Below are 19,305 nucleotides of genomic sequence, written 5' to 3' on the forward strand. Positions count from 1 at the left end.
TGTCTTTCGTTAAACAGAGTCTTGCTTAACGTTCAAATTAGCACTTCCTACATGATTGCTAAAGCAATTGAAACATGCCTTAACAAATTAACTTAGTTAGCTGCAATTTTACAGTAAATAAATTTTCCAGTAGTTAATGCGTGCAGCTCAGTATTATAAAGCGCATCACAGCGATTGCGACCTGCAATTTAGATTATTTGTTCGCAAATTAAGCAAATAAGCAAGATTCGAAGCTTTTTACTAAAATTTCGAGACCTTTTTGATCGTCTGTATCAAAACGATTCAACAATGGACTGTCAATATCGAGCACGGCAACCACATCATTTCCGTTACGAACCGGCACAACAATTTCTGAATTACTGGCTGCATCACAAGCAATATGCCCTTCAAATTGGTGTACATCTTCAACAAGTTGAGTCTGATCTAGTGCCGCAGCTGTCCCACAAACTCCTTTGCCTATCACAATACGAGTACAGGCAACTTTACCTTGAAACGGGCCTAAGACTAATTGGTCTGCTTTTTTAATGTAAAAGCCAACCCAATTTATATTGTCTAAATTATCATTTAACAACGCCGAAAAGTTTGCCATGCCAGCAATCAGATCATCTTCGCCTTCCATTAATGCTAATACTTGACGGTTCAATGTGTCATAAAACTCAGCTTTCATTCTACTTCCTAAAATATTTTATTCTGTTGGCGCTTTTTTATTAGTTTTTTTCGTGGCTGCTTTATTGGCAACTGGCTTAGGTTTTACTACGCCTTTTAATAAATTAGCTAGCTCATCTTTATTAGAAGCTAAGTAAAAAGCAAGCTTCTCTACACTATTCTCGTCAATTTCGAGTTCAGCGCTAGTAATAAAAGGAACTAAGTTATCAGCAATGTCGAGCATTTTGTCATAGGCATCGGCTTCCTTTTTAGATGTAAATGTCATCTTTTCCACCCCTTCTCTTACCACGACAAACTTTGTAATTACCGCCATGATTAACCTCTTACTGTTTTTATATACAGTGCATAGAGTGTCATAGAACTAACTTCTGATGCAAGTATTCTGATTATTCTGGTATTATCTGATTTTATTGTATCTTGAATAATTGACGTTTTGACTATTTAAAGCCATATTTTGTGCACTTTAGTCAGATATTGTTCAGTAATTTAGAGCTCTTAATTATATAGATGGATGGTTTGCGCTTTATATGCCAAAAAATGTAGATCAAGAGAGCATCGTTTTATGTCGCTCTTGTGACTTAGCAGTTCAGCGCCGTGCGCTACCTTCGAATGTCAGGGCCCTATGTCCTCGCTGCCATACGGCACTCTATGATGTGCCATATTGCTCTATTAACGGCATGCTAGCTTTGTGTATTACCGCGCTACTTTTTTTTATTCCAGCTAATTTTTTACCCGTTTTAGAAATCCATTTTTTGGGTAGCATCCGTGCAACGACTGTCTACGAGACAGCCATCGCAGTTTGGGCACAAGGTTATTGGATTGTCGCTGTTGCAGTTATTGCCTCAGCAGTGATTGCTCCTGGCTTATTAATACTGTCGATATTGCTACAAATCATTATCGTAAAAAGCAACTTACACAGCTATTTTTGGCAACGAACCTATCGGCGTTTGCTGAAAAACCAAGCCTTACTCACCCAATTATCAATGTTAGAAATTTATGTCATTTCTTTCTTGGTGGCCGCATTCAATTTATCTGACTTTGCGGATATCTATTTAGGCATGGGAACTTTTTGTTTCGGAATGTTATTTTTGGTTATTTTGTTTTTGCAACGTGAGTATAATCTGGAACATATGTGGAAGCTGACTCATGACGAATAAAATAGAACAAGCTAAAAGCAATGATTACCAGCAAGGTAAAGATATCGGAATGACCTTGTGTGGGGTATGTCGCAACATTAACCCTATTGAGCAAGGGTATTGCAGCCGCTGCGAATCAAAAATACAACCTCGTAATGAACAGAGCTTGCAACAAAGCTGGGCGTTATTAATTACTGCAGCGATTTTATTAATACCAGCCAATATTTATCCAATCACTATGCTCACAAACCAAGGCAAAGTGACTTACGATACTATTTTTACTGGGATAGTACATTTAGTGCATTCGGATATGATCCCTATTGCCATTATCGTATTCACCGCCAGTATTTTAGTACCATGGCTAAAAATTGCTGGACTAGCGATATATTTAACTGCGATTAGTTTTAACTTACCAGTTTCAAAAAAGAAGCTCATGGTGGGGTTTCATATTATTGAATGGATTGGCCGTTGGTCTATGTTGGATTTATTCGTTATTGCACTGACAGTTGCGGTAGTCAATATGGGTCAACTTTTAGATGCTAAACCCGCTCCGGCAGCAACCGCATTTGCACTCGTTATCTTACTGACTCAATTGGCAGCTAAGGTGCTTGATACACGTTTACTTTGGGATCGCTTGGACAAAAAAAATGACACGAATTGAATCACCAAAAGTCGTTAAAAAGAAACTTTTCTCTCCGATTTGGTTACTTCCTATTGTTGCCCTGGTATTAGGGGCTTGGCTAGGTGTTAAAAGTATCAAAGAGTCGGGAATTGAAGTTCAAGTGCACTTCCCTAGTGCTATCGGTATCGATATCGGTAAAACCCTAGTTAAATATCAGGGATTAACGGTCGGTAAAGTCACCGATATCAGCATTGATAAAGACCTTTCTGGCGTCAATGTTAAAATCATTATGGATTATCGCTCTGATCCATTTTTAAACAAAAATACCCAGTTTTGGCTTGTGACTCCAAAAGCAAGTATCACAGGGATAGAAGGATTAGATACCTTATTTTCAGGTAACTATATTGCTATTCAGCCAGGAGATGGCAGTTCTGCTTCAGAGTTTGTTGCTTTAACAGAAGCCCCTACGATGATCCCCAATGATGAAGAAGGCATAGTTGTGAACCTTACCACTTCAACACTAGGCTCCCTTGATGTCGGCTCAATGGTATTTTACCGCCAAGTGCCAGTCGGCAAGGTGGTTAACTACCGGTTAATCGATAGTGATACCATTACTATCAGTACCTTTATCGAGCAGCAATACGCACACTTGGTCAATCAAGAGTCACAATTTTGGAATGTCTCAGGGCTCAAAATCGATGCCTCTATGTCAGGAATTAAGGTGAATACCGAAAGTTTGGCATCATTACTCGCTGGCGGGATCAGTTTCAACTCAGATACAAAAGCGGACAAAGCAGTTAGTGGCGATACCTACGTACTTTACCCTGATGAAGAAAGTGCAGTTAAAGGGATTGAATTTGTACTTACCGCCGAAAATGCAGATGAGATAAACCAAGGTTCAGCGCTGGTTTATCGTGGCGTTGAGGTGGGTAAAGTTCATCAAACTCAATTGACTGAATCCGGCGTTAAATTTTTAGCCAAGTTTGATGTGCAATATCAGCACTTATTAAATGCCGATAGCCAATTCTGGATTGCTGGTGCCGACATTTCGCTTGAAGGTGTGAAACATGCAGCACGTTTATTAACTGGGAGTGTCGTCAATGTGCTCCCAGGCACCAGTGACCAAGCGTTACCAGAGCTATTTACTTTACAACCTGAAGCGCCAGATTTGCTTCAAGCCCAAAAGCTCACCATACAACTGACTTCTGATGAGCACAGTGGCTTAACTGCAGGCGCAGAAGTTAGATTTAAACAGATGCCTATTGGTACTATCACTGAAGTGACATTAACCGAAGACTTTACCGGTGTTCTGTACCAAGTCGAAATTTTACCTGAGTTCGCCTCACTATTAACAACTGATAGTTATTTTGTCACAGAGTCAGCGTTAAGTATTGACGCCTCTTTAGACGGTGTATCTGTAACAACTAGAGATTTAAACACTGTTATTGAAGGTGCGGTTTCCTTGGTTAAAGGAAAAAATAAAGCATTAGTTACCCCGCAGGAAAAATTTGCCTTGTATCGTTCTAATGACGATGCACTTATCGCCCTTAATAAAAATAACATCACCACATTAACACTCGACAGTATCGATGGCGCGGGGTTATCTGCAGGTTCTCCTATTTATTACAAAAAAATGCAAATCGGTAGCGTTAAAGAAGTTTATTGGAACAGCAATACAGACCAATTCTCGATTCGTATCGCAATACAAAATAAGTTTAAACAGTTGATTAAAGACTCAAGTGTATTTTGGCGTAACGATGCAGCAAATATCAATGCAAGCTTGTCTGGTATCGAAGTCGATGTGGCACCTTTAGAAGGTGCACTCAAAGGCAGTATTAGCCTGGGTTTACTTGATAATGACCAACCAGGCAATGTATCTCGCTTGTATGACTCTAAAGCCTTAGCGCTTAAACAGGCTAAAGCCATTACCTTAATCTTGCCTGCTGAAGCAAAAGTTTCTGAAAAAGCAGCGATTCGCTATCAAGGCCATCAAATTGGTGTAGTGCAGCAGGTGAAGTTAAATCAAAACCTCGATACGTTAACAGCAAGTGCCTATTTATACGGTGAATATGCTGATCACTTTACTAAAGCGGACAGTGAATATTTTGTGGTTGATGCGCAAATATCTTTAACGGGTATAACAGCCCCAGAAACCCTAATCACCGGCCCTTATATCGGTGTTTTACCGGGCAATCAAACTGATATTAGCGATAACTTTACCGCACATTTGTCAGCCCGATATGATGCAAATATAGATGCTGATGCAGTCACGTTAGTCCTTGAAGATAGTCAACTGGGTTCTATCAAAGTGGGTACCCCTATTTTCTTCAGAGGTATTTCTATTGGCCAAGTTGATGGTTATTCATTATCAGAAAACGGCAACAAGGTATTGATGTACTCCCATATCGAAAAGCAATACACGCACTTAGTTAATCAAAGCAGCCGCTTCTGGGACGCATCCGGTATCAAACTTGAGGTTGGGATTTTCTCTGGTGCACAAATCGAAACCGGATCACTAGAAACACTGCTGTCAGGGGGAATTTCTGTTGTTACCGAAGACATCACTACCCCAACAAATCAAATCGCTTCAGGTGCGAGATTTAACCTTTACAACAAGATGAAAGAAGAATGGCGTAGATGGCAGCCAGAACAAGTGAAGCCGTAATCATTAAAATGACACTATGTAAACAGAACTGGGTCAGTTTTCTAGTTACATTAGATTAAGTGACGTTAGCTTCAAGGAACATTTAAAAAGTCGGCATTTGCCGACTTTTTTCTAATCAAACATCAATAAGCTCATTAAAACCTGAATTCACAGTAAACGCTTAAATAAATTGGTAAATGTCTGACGTTCACTTAACCATAGAACCAATAGCACACTGCAATAGCAGCAATTATTCCGCCGACATCGGCAGCCAAACCACAGCCCAGTGCATGGCGGCTATTTCGGATCCCTACAGAACCAAAGTAAACAGCTAACACATAAAAAGTGGTTTCTGTGCTACCTTGGAAAATTGCTGATAATCGGCCAGCAAAAGAGTCAACACCATGATGCTCCATCGTTTCTAACATCATGGCCCGTGCGCCGGAACCACTAAAAGGCTTCATTAACGCAGTAGGCATGGCATCAACAAAACGATTATCAAACCCCATCATGGACACAAGACCTGCAAGCCCCTGTAATGCATAATCTAGCGCACCGGATGCCCTTAACATTCCAATCGCTAACAGCATCGCTAACAAATAAGGGATTAACGTTATAGCTTGAGAAAAACCTCCTTTGGCACCTTCTACAAACTCATCGTATATTGCGACTTTCCGGTAGCCTGCAATTAAGATAAAACTCAAAATTAATAATAATAAAATCCCGTTACCGAGTGCTGTAGAAATGGTGCCAATGGCTGATGCTGATAAGGTTAGCAGATAGAATACACTTGCGGTTAATCCACTAAATAGAACTGCGCCATACCCCAGCACCACGGTATTTAGCAATGATAAACGCTGTACTATCGCCACCACAGTCAAGCCGACAACGGTTGATGCAACCGTTGCTAATAATATCGGTAAGAAAACGTCAGCCGGCGCTGCCGCGCCCTGCTGCGCTCGATATAGAAAAACGGTTACAGGTACTAAAGTCACAGATGAAGTATTTAATACCAAGAAAAGAATTTGTGCATTGGTAGCGACAGCTTTATCCGGGTTCAAGCTTTGTAAGTCGTGCATGGCTTTTAAGCCAAGTGGAGTTGCTGCGTTATCTAGACCAAGCATATTAGCTGTCAGGTTCATCGTCATACTGCCATAAGCGGGATGACCTCGAGGTACCTCTGGCATTAATTTAGATAATAACGGTTCAAATAATTTGGCGAAAACACCAACTACACCAGCTTTCTCTCCTACTTGCATTAGCCCCATCCACAGAGCAAGCACACCGATTAAGCCAATTGATATCTCAGCGGCGAGTTTCGCACTACTAAATATGCCATTTACAGCATCACTCAATACTCCGACATGACCATTGAATAGTTGAATAACAATCGCAATAGCAGCCGTTACAAAAAAGAACAACCAAACTCGATTCAGCACTTAATACTCCATCATTATTGCCCGAGGAACTCACGGTGATAAATGCATGATATAATCTAATCCATAATTACACAGTTGTTTTATCGAATTTTTTTACTATGGCGCAAATTAACCCAAATTACCTCACTCACATTTCTTCAGAACTACCTGAACATCTTGATCTAGATGAGTTTATTGCAGCGTGTCAGCGCCCACTTAGAAAGTCCATTAGAGTCAACACTCTCAAAATTTCTGTGGCTGCTTTTATCGACATAATGAAGCAAAAAAACTGGAGTTATGAACCTATCCCTTGGTGTAGTGAAGGTTTTTGGATTACTCACTCTGAAGATCAGCAACCAGGTAACATGGTAGAACATATACAAGGGCTATTTTATATTCAAGAAGCTAGCTCTATGTTGCCGCCCGTAGCACTATTTGATAGCACAGATAGCAACATACTGGAGACGGTACTCGACGTTGCCTCTGCACCCGGTTCTAAAACCACACAACTCGCTGCCCTAATGAATAACCATGGCTTACTCATAGCAAATGAATACTCATCAAGCCGAGTTAAAATATTACATGCTAATGTGCAGCGTATGGGAGTGAATCAATGTGCCCTTACCCATTTTGACGGTAAAGTGTTCGGTGAATACTTATATGAAAAGTTTGATGCTATTTTACTTGATGCCCCGTGCGGCGGTGAAGGCACAGTACGTAAGGACCCGAACGCCCTAAAGCATTGGCAATTAGATGACGTTACTGACATAGCAGAAACACAGAAAGTGCTTATAGAATCAGCATTATTAGCGCTCAAGCCTGGTGGAACTTTAGTGTATTCCACTTGTACACTCAGCCAAATCGAAAATCAGCAGATTTGTCACTATATTCAGCAACAGTATCCAGATGCGGTTGAGTTTATGCCACTTAATGGTTTATTTCCTGGTGCTGAAAAAGCATGTACTGAAGAAGGCTTTTTACATGTTTGGCCACAGATTTACGACAGTGAAGGTTTTTTTGTCGCTAAAATAAAAAAAATAACCTCAGTACCAAGATTGAAAAAATGCCCCAAACCGCAACGCAACTTCCCGTTTGTATCGGCTAATAGCAAACAAGTAGTGGCTATCAAAGCCTACTTCAGCCAACAATTCAATATCCAGCTTCCTGAAAATTATACTGTGATGCTGCGTGATGATGAGTACTGGCTATTCCCTACTAAGTTCAACGAGTTTATTGGTTTGATGCGCTTCCAACGTATCGGGTTTAAGCTCGCAGATGTGATGAAGAAAGGCTTTAAGGTTAAGCACGAAGCCATCATGGCGTTAAGTCATTATATCCAAAATACAGAGCGAGTCATTGAACTGAGCCGCGCTCAAGCCATTGAGTTTTTGATGGGCAGAGACATTTCAACTCAAGAGATTAATGGGATTGAACAGTCGGCAATGGGAGAAATGTTGGTTAGTTTTAATCAAACACCATTAGGTGTCGTCAAGCATTTAGGCCATAGATTAAAAAACAATCTACCACGTAACTTGGTTAAAGATAAAATAGATAAAGTTTAATAAAATCAAACAAATAGAAGCCATATTCGAATTGAGCTGTGGCTCATTTTATACACTAGCGTCATCCCAAAGTAGGTTATTCGCATAATTATCGTTCAATAAATGTGCAATATGACAAATGATAACTATAATTTGTGAATCAAGTTGTGCTAGCGAAACATTCCTTAATGTAGACCACAATGCAACTTAACTGAATGCAACTTAACTGAATGCAACTTAACTGAATACAACTTAACTGAATACGACTTAACTGATTTACTGAGAATAGCCTCTCAACAGTAGCGCAAGGCTCTTTTATGAAGAGCCATTCCCCTAGACCCAGAACAATTGGATAGTTTTGGGTCTTTTTTTGTCTGAAACTAGCGACCAATGAGTTTCGCTGCATCTGTGAAAAGGTTAAAGAAGTTCTCAGAGGTATAACGAGCTAACTCTTCATATTTCTCACCACGAAGTTCAGCGACAAATTCAGCGACATCACGCACATAAGCTGGTTGATTCTCCTGACCTCTGTGCGGTACGGGCGCTAAATACGGTGAGTCAGTTTCAACAAGTAATCTATCTTGCGGCACTTGTCGAATAACACTGCGTAATTCACCAGCATTTTTAAACGTCACAATACCAGACACAGAAATATAAAAACCTAAGTCAATCGCCGCCTTCGCCATCTCCCAGTTTTCAGTAAAGCAATGTAATACACCACCAACTTTATCAGCACCGCCAGCTTTTAACATTGAAATAGTGTCTTCACGGGCATCACGAGTATGGACAATCAGCGGTTTATTCACTTCAACAGCCAAGGCAATTTGCTGCTCGAAACATTGTTGTTGCAGCGTTTTCGTTTCTGGTGCGTAAAAATAATCTAAACCTGTTTCACCAATTGCAACCACCTTTTTATCAGTCGCAAATTGTTTGATTTCAGCTACATTTAGCCCTTCTTGAACATCTAATGGGTGCACACCAGAAGAAAGGAATACGTTATCGAATTGCGCCATTTTCTCACGCATTGATTCGAAACCTTGTTGGCGGACATTAACGCATAACAGGTAATCTACACCGCGAGATTTAGCAGCGTCGATGATAGCTTGTAAACTAGGTTGATCTGGCGCCGCTTTTAAACGGTCCAAGTGGCAATGAGAGTCAATTAACATGGGTATTTTATCTAAAACGAAAATAAGCCAGCAAGAATACCTAGCTACATAGTGCAGGTCAAATCACTTGAAGAAAGTTCACTTGAAAGCAATTTTTCAATATGGTGTTTATGGCTTTCAGGATCGGTTTTAATTTTGACACCAATACCTGCTGGCCTGCCACCTGATGCGCCTAAAGGGTTAATCCAAACCACAACACCTTTAAAGTCGGTCATTTGAGATGTACCAGGTAATTTATATGAAATAGACAACTCTTGCCCTAAAAAATGGCTTTCAGTCGTTGAAATAAATAAACCCGCAGGTTTAATAAAAGGCATATAAGCTCTGTACAATTGGTGCAGAGTATCAAAATTTACCACAAGATCGGTCATAGTCTCAGTCTATTATTTAAGATGAATAAGTTGTCTAAATTCGAGTATATAGTCTTGGCATAATGCTGGGGCATTAATACTCGCCATTGTCGTTAATCGCTGACACATTTGTGCCACTTTCGAAGACAAACCAATAATGTTACTTGTCGCTAATGGATCTATCTTTTTACTTTTTAACACATATTGTCGCAAGTACAAATATAAAACATTAAGTGCGTCAACAATTTGCTGTTCAGAAACCTTGATTAAACTGCCACTAAGATGACCTGACTGAATACTTTTAGCCCAATCTTGTCGGAAAGTTAATAGTTTATGATAATGCTCATTTTCTAAACTCTCAGCCAATTTTAACGGTCCACCCATCATACCTAAACACCAAGTGACATCATGTGTTTTTTGGCCTACTGGTGCAGGAGGCAGTAGTTGGAATTGATTAAACCAATCAAGCACTTGTTGCTTGTTAGGTTTAAGGTAAGCCACCTGTTGGCAACGACTTTTAATTGTAGCAAGTAATCGAGACGGCACATCAGTTTGTAAAATAATTAAAATATTATTCCCAGGTTCTTCCAATGTTTTTAATAGTGCATTTGCTGAAGCAAGGTTGAATTGCTCACTATTTTGAATAATTGCAACCCGTTGACCACCTTGCTGCGCTGTCACCGTGAGTTTTTGGCACAAGTCGCGTATTTGATCCACTTTAATCTGTGTACCATCAGCTTTAATAACATGACAATCTGGGTGTGTTCCTGCTTTAAACAATAAACAACTTTTGCATTGCCCACATGCGCCAACAGGTGTTAGTTGAGTGCACATTGCAGCTTCAGCCATTTCCCTAGCAAGAATATGCCCGCCATACCCTTGTTCAATGCTTACCAGTTGCGCATGAGCACTATGACCACTAAGTCGCTCGTTAACAAAGCGCGTAAATGGCGCATCTAACCACGGAAGTTGGTTCAAATAAAATGCCTGCATTATTGGCTCACTGTTTGTCGTGAAGTGTTGCTGTTCAAGATAATCTTGCCGTTAATTCTGTCGTAATTTGTTGATGCACTTCTTCAAGGGTTTTACTGGCATCAATAACAATAATAGAGTCATCTTTTGCCGCAAAATCTAAAAATGTTGCTCGTGCGCGTTCAAAAAATTCGATTTTTTGAACTTCAATTCTATCCAGTGCACCACGATTCGCTGCTCGCTCCAGCCCAAGTTTTGGCTCAATATCCAAGTATAAGGTCAAATCCGGTTTAAACCCTTTTAAGGTAATATCGCTGATTGATTTTACAAGCGGCATTAACCCTCTTCCACCGCCTTGATAGGCTAAAGATGACAAGTTATGGCGATCGCCTAATACCCATGTATTGTCAGCAAGTGCAGGCTTAATTACATTGGCAATAAGCTGAGCCCTTGCAGCATAAAAAAGTAAGCATTCTGCTTCATCACATAAAGGATCGGTTTCATCAGCAATTTTTACTAAATCGCGCATTTTCTCAGCTAATGGTGTTCCACCAGGCTCACGAGTACACACCGGCTCTTTTCCGGTATGGGAGGTAATGAGTGTTTTTACAAGTTCAATCGCACTTGATTTCCCTGCGCCTTCGAGGCCTTCAATTACGACAAACTTCGCTTTTTGTTCAATCATTTTCTGTTTCTCTGATACTCGTTAACGGCACGATTATGTTGTGCTAATGTCTCTGAAAATACATGACTACCGTCATTTCTTGATACAAAGTATAAATACTTCACGTCAGCTGGTTTCGCAGCGGCAAAAATAGCAGCCTTACTTGGGGCAGCGATTGGTGTAGGCGGTAGCCCATTTATTCGATAGGTATTAAATGCTGTTTTCTCGCGTAAATCAGCGCGAGTGATATTTCCGTTATAGCGCTCACCCATGCCATAAATCACTGTTGGATCGGTTTGCAAGCGCATCCCAAGTTTCAATCTGTTATTAAACACTGCGGCAACCCAATCACGCTCTGATGGCTTACCTGTTTCTTTCTCAATAATAGATGCAATTGTTAGTAATTCATAAGGCGTCTTGAGTTTAAGTTCCTTATCTCGCTCTTCCCAAGCTTGCTCTAAGGTCTTTTGCATCATCTGATAGCTGCGATTTAAAATTGACTCAAGTGATTCGTTGGCTTGATATTGATAAGTTTCGGGAAAAAACTTTCCTTCAGGTAATCCTGAATCATCACCATTTTTTAGCAGCACTCGATTAAATACGTCCTCATCAAACGTTAAATGCGGCAAATCAGTTAATGCTTCATGCCATTCTTTAATGGTTTTACCTTCAATTAAGGTCAACGAAAAAGTCATTTCGTCGCCTCGGTTTAGTTTTGTTAATAATGTCTCGATATTGTCTCCAGGATTAATTTGATATAACCCTGTTCTTATATGCGCATATTCAGGCTTAATTTTTAATAAATATTTAAATTTCCAACTATCAGAAAGCGTTCCGTTTGTTTCAAGTTCTTTTCCTAGCTTAGTAATATTCATACCTTGGGCAATCACTAACTCGGTCGGCTCTTTAAGCTTGAGTGCTTGTTTGGGGTAGGCCAAAATCTGTTGGTAGGCCCAAAACCCTACCACACACGCAACCGTAGTCAGTGTCATCAAAGATGTAAGAAGTATCGTGAGTGTTTTTTTCATATTATTTTATAGTGACAATGTTAGCTGGGTTAATAATGGTGTGGTGTACTGCCAAGGTTTATAGTGAGTGGTCGAGCTTAAGCTGGCATTAACTTGGCGATCAATAATTGAATTAATATTTACCATACCCAATAAACTATTGGTGATAAAGACATGGTCAGCGTTTTTAATATCATCCATTGTCACTTTTGTCGCCATGACAGCAAAATGATTATCTAGCAATGTGTTGATGACTTGCTCTCGCATTACACCCGCCACACCGCTATCAGAAAGTTTTGGGGTAATCACTTGGTTACCTTTGACCAAAAATATATTAGCCATTGAAGTTTCAACAACATGATTATCAGTATCCAAAATAAGCCAATCATCTGATTTAGCTGTTAATTCATACTGTTTAATCAACACTTGTTCAAGGCGATTTAAATGCTTCATTCCCGCTAATAATGGCTGTTTAGCCAACTGTACGGATGAAACTGACAAACTAATGCCTTGCTGCTGCCAACCTTGGTAATGCTTTGGTATCTCATGCAGAGATATCACTTCAGTTATGGTCGGATTCGATGGGGCGGTATAACCGCGTCCACCAACACCACGACTAATTAAGAGCTTTATACATCCCTCACCGAGTGATTGTGCATGCTTTTGCAAACGGGACTGTAAATCAGATAATACTGGAGGTTGGAAACCTAACCTAAGGCAAGCTTGGTTTAACCGAGACAAGTGCGCTTCAATAAACATCACCTGACTATTGGAAACTCGCATAGTTGCAAATACGCCATCGCCATACGCAAGCCCCCTGTCGAGCGCTTGAATAGTATTATCAGATTGTCCGTTCACAAATACTAAAGCCATGTTTTATCCTGAATCTATCCCTGCGGGTGAAAACTACTTTCTTACTTAATCTGTTATCAATTTACATCAATGAGTTATTGCAAGCCATTTGTAACACCCCGCCGCAACGCCCTATTTACGTATTTTGTAGGTGATAGTTAAAATAACAAGCGGTGTAATACTATTTAAAAAAGAATCATTAAAAAATAGGCTCTGGATTAGAGCCTATAATTTATCACTTAAACAAGCATCTGTATAAAAGCGAGGATATTATCTTGCTAATAGATGCTGAATACGAGCTTTTAAAATATCCGTCGCAATTCTGTTTTTACCACCACGAGGTACAATGATATCAGCATGCTGTTTTGAAGGTTCAATAAACTGCAAGAACATTGGGCGCACTGTTGCTTTATATTGCGCAATAACCGATTCCATTGTACGGCCACGCTCTGCAACGTCACGAGTTAAACGACGTAAGAAACAAATATCCAGCGGTGTGTCCATGAATACACTCGCATCCATAAGTTCACGTAATTTAGGATCAGTTAACAATAAAATACCTTCTAAGATAATGACCTTTTTAGGCTGCATATCCAGCGTTTTACTCATGCGAGTATGTTCTTTGTAGCTATAACAAGGAATATTTACCTGCTCACCCTTCTTCAATTGCTTAAGGTGTTCAGCTAATAGTTGATGATCCAGTGCTTTAGGATGATCATAATTGGTTTTAACACGGTCTTCCATTGTCATATGACTTTGGTCACGGTAATACGCATCTTCATTAATCACACCGATTTGATCGGTGCCCAGGTCGCGCTTTAGTTCTTCAAAAATCGTTTGGGCAATTAAACTTTTGCCTGATGCTGAAGCACCTGCGATACCAATAATGACACATTGCTGAGAATTCATTACTTAACCTTACTCGTCGTCTGAAATACTGATTGAAACTGTGTTTTTGTTTTGCTGCTTGGCAAGTTGCGCACCCACTTTACGGGCAATTTCACGATAAATAGCAGCAACTTCTGAGTCTGGCTTACTGGCAACCGCAGGGTTACCTTCATCCATTGACTCACGAATATTAATATTAAGCGGCAATGCGCCCAATAATGGCACTTCATAACGTTCAGCAATCTTGCTGCCGCCATGGGTACCAAAAGGATGTTCTTTATGACCACATTCAGGACATAAATGAAAACTCATGTTTTCGATTATACCTAAAACTGGAATATCCACTTTTTGGAACATGGTGATGCCTTTTTTAGCATCTTCAAGTGCGATATCTTGTGGTGTTGTAACAACAACCGTGCCACTGACTGGAAACTTTTGTGACAGTGTTAATTGTATGTCACCAGTTCCTGGTGGCAAATCAATCACTAAATAATCTAATTCTGGCCACTGAGTTTCAGTTAATAACTGGTTCAATGCACCTGCTGCCATTGGACCGCGCCAAACAGCGGCTTCTCCATCACCTAGCATAAAGCCAATTGATTGAGCAGAAATGCCATGTGCAGAAGCTGCTGTCATCATTTTGCCATCTGGTGATGTAGGCTTAAAACCTTGAAGCCCCAACATCATTGGGATTGATGGACCATAAATATCAGCATCTAAAATACCGACTTCAGCGCCTTCTGCTTTTAATGCCAACGCAAGGTTGACTGCAGTTGTAGATTTACCGACACCACCTTTACCAGAAGCCACTGCAATCACTTGCTTGATATTTGGAATAGGCTCTACTGAAGCAATGGCTGAAAATACGCGAGGCTGGAAATCAATTTCGCATTCGACTTCGTCGATGGCGTCTAACACGGCGAGCTTTTTTGTCACATCCATAACCGTATCGCGATATTGCGTCATACAAGGGTAAGGATATACCAAGCCAAGAAGCAGTCGTTTGCCTTCTATCGCAAGCTTATTAACACAACCTGCAGACACTAACCCTTCGGCTAAATATGGATCTTGATATGCATCTAAAATACTCAATACTGGACCAAGAAGGTCATCACTTAATTGATAATCTGTATGCGAAGTAGACAAAAGCAGAACTCCCAGCGAAAAATTTGCCCAAGTGTACCAGAATTAGAGAAAAATGAGCGCTAATTTAGCCGTTTTTGTTGTTGTTTGATGAAATAATCACTTTGATCGGTTAGTATCTTGACCATATATTTAGTGTAATCGATTGTTGAGACAAAATGACAAATTCACAACGTAAAATCCTGGTGACAAGTGCCCTCCCATATGCCAATGGTCCTATCCATTTAGGTCATATGCTTGAGTATATTCAAACTGATATTTGGTCTCGTTACCAAAAGCTTCGTGGACATGAATGTCACTATATTTGTGCTGATGATGCCCATGGCACCCCAATCATGCTCAAAGCTCAACAAATGGGAATTACCCCAGAAGAAATGATTGCTCAAGTACAAAAAGAGCATGAACAAGATTTCGCGGACTTTAATATTCAATTTGATAACTTTCACAGTACTCACAGTGATGAGAACCGTGAATTAGCCAGTGATATTTACTTAAAATTACGCGATGGCGGTTACATCAAAACCAAAACCATCTCGCAATTATATGATCCTGAAAAAGAAATGTTTTTACCGGATCGTTTCGTTAAAGGTACCTGTCCTAAATGTAAAAGCGAAGATCAATACGGTGATAACTGTGACAACTGCGGTGCAACTTACAGCACAACAGATTTAATCAATCCTTACTCTGTTGTATCAGGTGCAACTCCAGTCATGAAAGACAGTGAACACTTCTTTTTTGACTTACCTGCATTTGAAACCATGCTCGGTGAGTGGCTTTCATCAGGTTCTTTACAACCTGAAATTGCTAACAAATTAAGAGAATGGTTCGACCAAGGATTACAACAGTGGGATATCTCACGTGATGCGCCGTATTTTGGGTTCGAAATTCCAGAGCAACCAGGCAAGTTTTTCTATGTGTGGCTAGATGCCCCAATTGGTTACATGGGTTCATTCAAAAACTTATGTGATAAACGTGATGATCTGAACTTTGACGAATACTGGAATAAAGATTCAAGCACCGAGCTTTATCACTTTATCGGTAAAGATATCGTAAACTTCCACGGTTTATTCTGGCCTGCAATGCTTGATGGCGCAGGTGTGCGTAAACCTACTAGTGTTTTTGCTCATGGTTACGTCACAGTGAACGGTGCAAAGATGTCTAAATCGAAAGGCACCTTCATCAAAGCCCGTACCTACTTAGATAACTTAAACCCTGAGTACCTTCGTTATTACTATGCCGCTAAATTAAATAGCCGTGTTGATGACTTAGATTTAAACCTTGAAGACTTCGCTCAACGCGTAAACTCAGATCTAGTCGGTAAATTGGTAAACTTAGCATCTCGCACGGCTGGTTTTATCAGTAAACGATTTGAAGGTAAGTTAGCTAAAATTAACGATATGTCGTTAACAGAGGCTTTCTTAGCTAAACAAGATCTTATTGCTGATTTGTATGAAACCCGTGAATTCGGTAAAGCGATGCGAGAAATCATGGCACTTGCCGATATGGCGAACGCTTATGTTGCCGATGCTGCACCTTGGCAGTTAATCAAAGACGAAGCAAAACAAGAAGAAGCGCATCAAGTTTGTAGTAATGCACTTAACTTGTTCCGTATTTTGGTGACTTACCTAAAACCAGTGTTGCCTCAGTTAGCTGAAAAAGTTGAAAGCTTCCTACAGTTAACCTTAACTTGGGACAATTTAAACCAGGATTTAGCAGGCCACGAAATTGCTAAGTTTAAAGCGTTAATGCAACGTATTGAAATGAAGAGTATTGAGGCGATTATTGAAGCGTCAACTGAAAATCTTCAAGTTGCAGAAACCAAAGCCCCTAAAGCTGAGCAAGTGCAAACAGAACTTGAAAAAGAGCCGTTAGCACCTGAAATCACTTTTGATGATTTTGCTAAGGTCGATTTACGTATTGCACTCATTGCTAAAGCTGAGCACATTGAAAAAGCGAATAAACTCCTTCGTTTAGAGCTTGATTTAGGCGGTGAAACTAAACAAGTATTTGCTGGCATTAAATCGGCTTATGCGCCAGAAGATTTAATTGGTAAACACACTGTCATGGTCGCTAACCTTGCGCCGCGTAAGATGAAGTTTGGCGAGTCTGAAGGCATGGTGTTAGCAGCAGGCCCTGGTGGAAAAGATATCTGGATTTTAGAACCACATGCTGGCGCTAAACCAGGCATGCGAGTCATGTAGTCTCTGTGAGTTAATACAAAAAAGGCCGTCAATTGACGGCCTTTTTATTTATCAGTCAGCTTCTAGCTAGCCAGAAAACATATTATGACATCACCTTTGGATTAGCATCTTCGCAAGCGTTCGCATTTTCAGGATCACATGGCGCTTCTTGAGCAAAACGCTGACTTTTATAAGCCTCAGTATCAGCTTCAATTGCTTCTTTTAAACGCTCTTCATATTCAATAAATAGATTAATGAAATCTCCGCCAAACTTCTCACCGTCAGTGCGACCAGCCCATTCGTTATACAGTACTTCAGAAGCTTCTTTTTCCACTCTCATATACGTTTGTTTTTGTCGCTCAACCAACTCTGAGGAGAACCCCATTGCTTTCATTGATTCAGCGCCTACTTTCAATGCCGACCTGAATGTTTCAGATTCAACATAATCGGCTCCAGCTTGACGTAACAAATGACTATGTCCCCGATCAAATGCACGGCTGATCACTTTTAAGTGAGGATACTTGTGCTTAAGGTGCTTGACGAGCTCAACGCTACTTTGTGGGTTATCAATCGCTACAACAAATGCCGACGCTGAAGCAACGCCAGCCGTCTCAAGTAAATCAGGACGAGTTGCATCACCATAGTAAGCTTTCGTATTGATTTTACGTAAGTTGTCTACTTGGGTCGCTTGGTGATCCAGCACGACCGTTTTAACGCCATTAGACAGCAGTAAACGATTCACAATTTGTCCGAAACGACCAATACCTGCAATGATGACTGTTCCCTGCTCATCGACTTCATCTTGCTCTCGATCATTCGAGGTTTTCTCGTATTTAGGTAAGATGACTTTTTCGTAAAAAATGAATAATCCAGGGGTAAGGAACATAGATAACGCAACGACTATTGATAACGGCTGCGCAATTTCTTGCGAAATTACATGGTTTTGCTGACTAAAACTTAACAATACAAAACCAAACTCACCTGCTTGCGCCAAGCTCAGAGTATATAACCATCTATCACTTCCTTTGATACGAAATATAAAGCTCAGCACTAATAATACCAACGCTTTCAATATCATCACAGCAGCTGTGACGCCTAATATCACTCCGAGATAATTCCAAAGGATTTCAAAGTCGATACCTGCGCCGACCGTAATGAAAAACAAGCCTAGCAATAACCCTTTAAATGGACCAATATGTGTTTCAAGCTCATGTTTAAATTCACTGTTTGCAAGTACGACACCCGCTAAGAATGTACCAAGTGCAGGTGATACCCCCACTAAGCTCATTAGCGTTGCAATCCCAATCACCAAAAGTAAAGCCGCCGCAGTTGAGATCTCACGCACCCCTGAATCTGCGATAAACCTGAATACAGGCCGACTCAAGTAATGCCCCCCAAATACAACCAAGCCGATTGAAAGCACTAATACCAGCGCATATAAACCACCATGTAAATCTGCAACCAAAGAAAGTTCTTCATGGTGCTCAGCAGCAGCTGTCACTGAGGACTGCGCAGCTTCAACTAATTCAGGTAGCGCTAGGAGCGGAATAAGCGCAAGCATAGGGATTACCGCGATGTCTTGAAATAACAACACGCCAAATGCATTCTTACCAGCCGTTGTTTTGGTTAAGCCTTTTTCATTTAATGTTTGTAAAACAATCGCTGTGGAAGATAAGGAGAAAATTAAGCCAATAGTTAACGCGACCGTCCATGACATTTCAAACATCATAGCAATAGCCATCACAATACCCGCCGATAAGCCGACTTGCAGCCCACCCATGCCCACTAATCGATGTCTCATCGACCAGAGCATTTTAGGTTCAAGCTCCAGACCGACTAAAAATAGCATCATAACGACGCCAAATTCTGCAAAATGCTGAATGGTGTTGGTTTCACTTCCGACTAACCCAACAATCGGTCCAATGACAACCCCTGCGATCAAATAGCCAAGTACGGAACCTAAGCCCATGCGTTGAGCAATAGGCACTGCGATAACCGCTGCTGATAAATAAATAAATGCTTGAATAAAATATTCAGTCATGGCGTTAACCTT

17 protein-coding genes and 1 pseudogene are annotated in these 19,305 nt (G+C 40.5%); 6 read left to right on the plus strand and 12 right to left on the minus strand.

Features of this window, described 5'->3' with window-relative positions:
* Positions 1-208 precede the first annotated feature (208 nt).
* Entirely contained in the window at positions 209-667 is a 459-nt protein-coding gene (locus AB4128_RS02290; protein WP_055024462.1) for a GAF domain-containing protein, read from the minus strand.
* Between the two features lie 18 nt (positions 668-685).
* Complete coding sequence (locus AB4128_RS02295; protein ID WP_055024461.1) at positions 686-979, minus strand: YebG family protein; 294 nt, start codon at positions 977-979, stop codon at positions 686-688.
* Positions 980-1,193: 214 nt separating this feature from the next.
* Between AB4128_RS02295 and AB4128_RS02300 the strand changes: the two genes are divergently transcribed.
* Genes AB4128_RS02300 through AB4128_RS02310 form a run of 3 tightly spaced genes read left to right on the plus strand, consistent with a single transcriptional unit; the run spans position 1,194 to position 5,089 of the window.
* A complete protein-coding gene (locus AB4128_RS02300; RefSeq protein ID WP_055024460.1) occupies positions 1,194-1,823 on the plus strand; it encodes a paraquat-inducible protein A in 630 nt (209 codons plus the stop codon).
* Entirely contained in the window at positions 1,813-2,463 is a 651-nt protein-coding gene (locus tag AB4128_RS02305) for a paraquat-inducible protein A (protein WP_055024459.1), read from the plus strand. The genes AB4128_RS02300 and AB4128_RS02305 overlap by 11 nt, the downstream gene beginning before the upstream one ends.
* Positions 2,450-5,089 (plus strand): MlaD family protein, encoded by a 2,640-nt coding sequence (locus AB4128_RS02310; RefSeq protein ID WP_372036646.1) that lies wholly within the window; start codon positions 2,450-2,452, stop codon positions 5,087-5,089. Before AB4128_RS02305 ends, AB4128_RS02310 begins: the two co-directional genes overlap by 14 nt.
* A 191-nt stretch (positions 5,090-5,280) precedes the next feature.
* Here the strand turns inward: AB4128_RS02310 and AB4128_RS02315 are convergent, their stop codons facing one another.
* Positions 5,281-6,507 carry a nucleoside recognition domain-containing protein gene (locus tag AB4128_RS02315; protein ID WP_055024457.1) on the minus strand — a complete coding sequence of 409 codons (1,227 nt, stop codon included), beginning with the start codon at positions 6,505-6,507 and terminating at the stop codon, positions 5,281-5,283.
* A gap of 98 nt (positions 6,508-6,605) precedes the next feature.
* Between AB4128_RS02315 and rsmF the strand changes: the two genes are divergently transcribed.
* Together rsmF and AB4128_RS02325 are read left to right on the plus strand one after the other, a co-directional pair.
* A complete protein-coding gene (rsmF, locus tag AB4128_RS02320; protein WP_372036648.1) occupies positions 6,606-8,048 on the plus strand; it encodes a 16S rRNA (cytosine(1407)-C(5))-methyltransferase RsmF in 1,443 nt (480 codons plus the stop codon).
* A gap of 189 nt (positions 8,049-8,237) precedes the next feature.
* Positions 8,238-8,330 (plus strand): annotated as a pseudogene (locus tag AB4128_RS02325) (hypothetical protein); the annotation flags it as partial.
* A 77-nt stretch (positions 8,331-8,407) separates the two neighbouring features.
* Here the strand turns inward: AB4128_RS02325 and AB4128_RS02330 are convergent.
* The 8 genes from AB4128_RS02330 to apbC all read right to left on the minus strand — a co-directional run bounded on the left by AB4128_RS02330 (position 8,408) and on the right by apbC (position 15,075).
* Positions 8,408-9,196 (minus strand): TatD family hydrolase, encoded by a 789-nt coding sequence (locus AB4128_RS02330; RefSeq protein ID WP_055024455.1) that lies wholly within the window; start codon positions 9,194-9,196, stop codon positions 8,408-8,410.
* A 44-nt stretch (positions 9,197-9,240) separates the two neighbouring features.
* On the minus strand, positions 9,241-9,567 hold the full coding sequence (locus AB4128_RS02335; RefSeq protein WP_055024454.1) for a PilZ domain-containing protein: 327 nt from the start codon (positions 9,565-9,567) through the stop codon (positions 9,241-9,243).
* Positions 9,568-9,579: 12 nt separating this feature from the next.
* On the minus strand, positions 9,580-10,539 hold the full coding sequence (locus AB4128_RS02340; RefSeq protein WP_372036651.1) for a DNA polymerase III subunit: 960 nt from the start codon (positions 10,537-10,539) through the stop codon (positions 9,580-9,582).
* 34 nt (positions 10,540-10,573) lie between these two features.
* A complete protein-coding gene (gene tmk, locus AB4128_RS02345; RefSeq protein ID WP_372036653.1) occupies positions 10,574-11,203 on the minus strand; it encodes a dTMP kinase in 630 nt (209 codons plus the stop codon).
* Positions 11,200-12,210 (minus strand): endolytic transglycosylase MltG, encoded by a 1,011-nt coding sequence (mltG, locus tag AB4128_RS02350; protein WP_055024451.1) that lies wholly within the window; start codon positions 12,208-12,210, stop codon positions 11,200-11,202. The genes tmk and mltG overlap by 4 nt, the downstream gene beginning before the upstream one ends.
* 6 nt (positions 12,211-12,216) lie before the next feature.
* A complete protein-coding gene (gene pabC, locus AB4128_RS02355; protein ID WP_372036655.1) occupies positions 12,217-13,062 on the minus strand; it encodes an aminodeoxychorismate lyase in 846 nt (281 codons plus the stop codon).
* A 249-nt stretch (positions 13,063-13,311) separates the two neighbouring features.
* A complete protein-coding gene (udk, locus tag AB4128_RS02360; RefSeq protein WP_055024449.1) occupies positions 13,312-13,950 on the minus strand; it encodes a uridine kinase in 639 nt (212 codons plus the stop codon).
* A gap of 9 nt (positions 13,951-13,959) precedes the next feature.
* Positions 13,960-15,075 (minus strand): iron-sulfur cluster carrier protein ApbC, encoded by a 1,116-nt coding sequence (gene apbC, locus AB4128_RS02365; RefSeq protein ID WP_055024448.1) that lies wholly within the window; start codon positions 15,073-15,075, stop codon positions 13,960-13,962.
* A gap of 155 nt (positions 15,076-15,230) precedes the next feature.
* On the opposite strand from apbC, the gene metG reads away from it, so the two are divergent.
* Positions 15,231-17,273 carry a methionine--tRNA ligase gene (gene metG, locus AB4128_RS02370; RefSeq protein WP_065108260.1) on the plus strand — a complete coding sequence of 681 codons (2,043 nt, stop codon included), beginning with the start codon at positions 15,231-15,233 and terminating at the stop codon, positions 17,271-17,273.
* Between the two features lie 82 nt (positions 17,274-17,355).
* On the opposite strand, the gene AB4128_RS02375 is transcribed toward metG, so the two are convergent.
* Positions 17,356-19,293 carry a monovalent cation:proton antiporter-2 (CPA2) family protein gene (locus AB4128_RS02375; RefSeq protein ID WP_372036658.1) on the minus strand — a complete coding sequence of 646 codons (1,938 nt, stop codon included), beginning with the start codon at positions 19,291-19,293 and terminating at the stop codon, positions 17,356-17,358.
* Between the last annotated feature and the right edge of the window lie 12 nt (positions 19,294-19,305).

It is taken from the genome of Shewanella sp. 10N.286.52.A9 (assembly GCF_041468985.1).
Lineage (GTDB): Bacteria > Pseudomonadota > Gammaproteobacteria > Enterobacterales > Shewanellaceae > Shewanella > Shewanella japonica.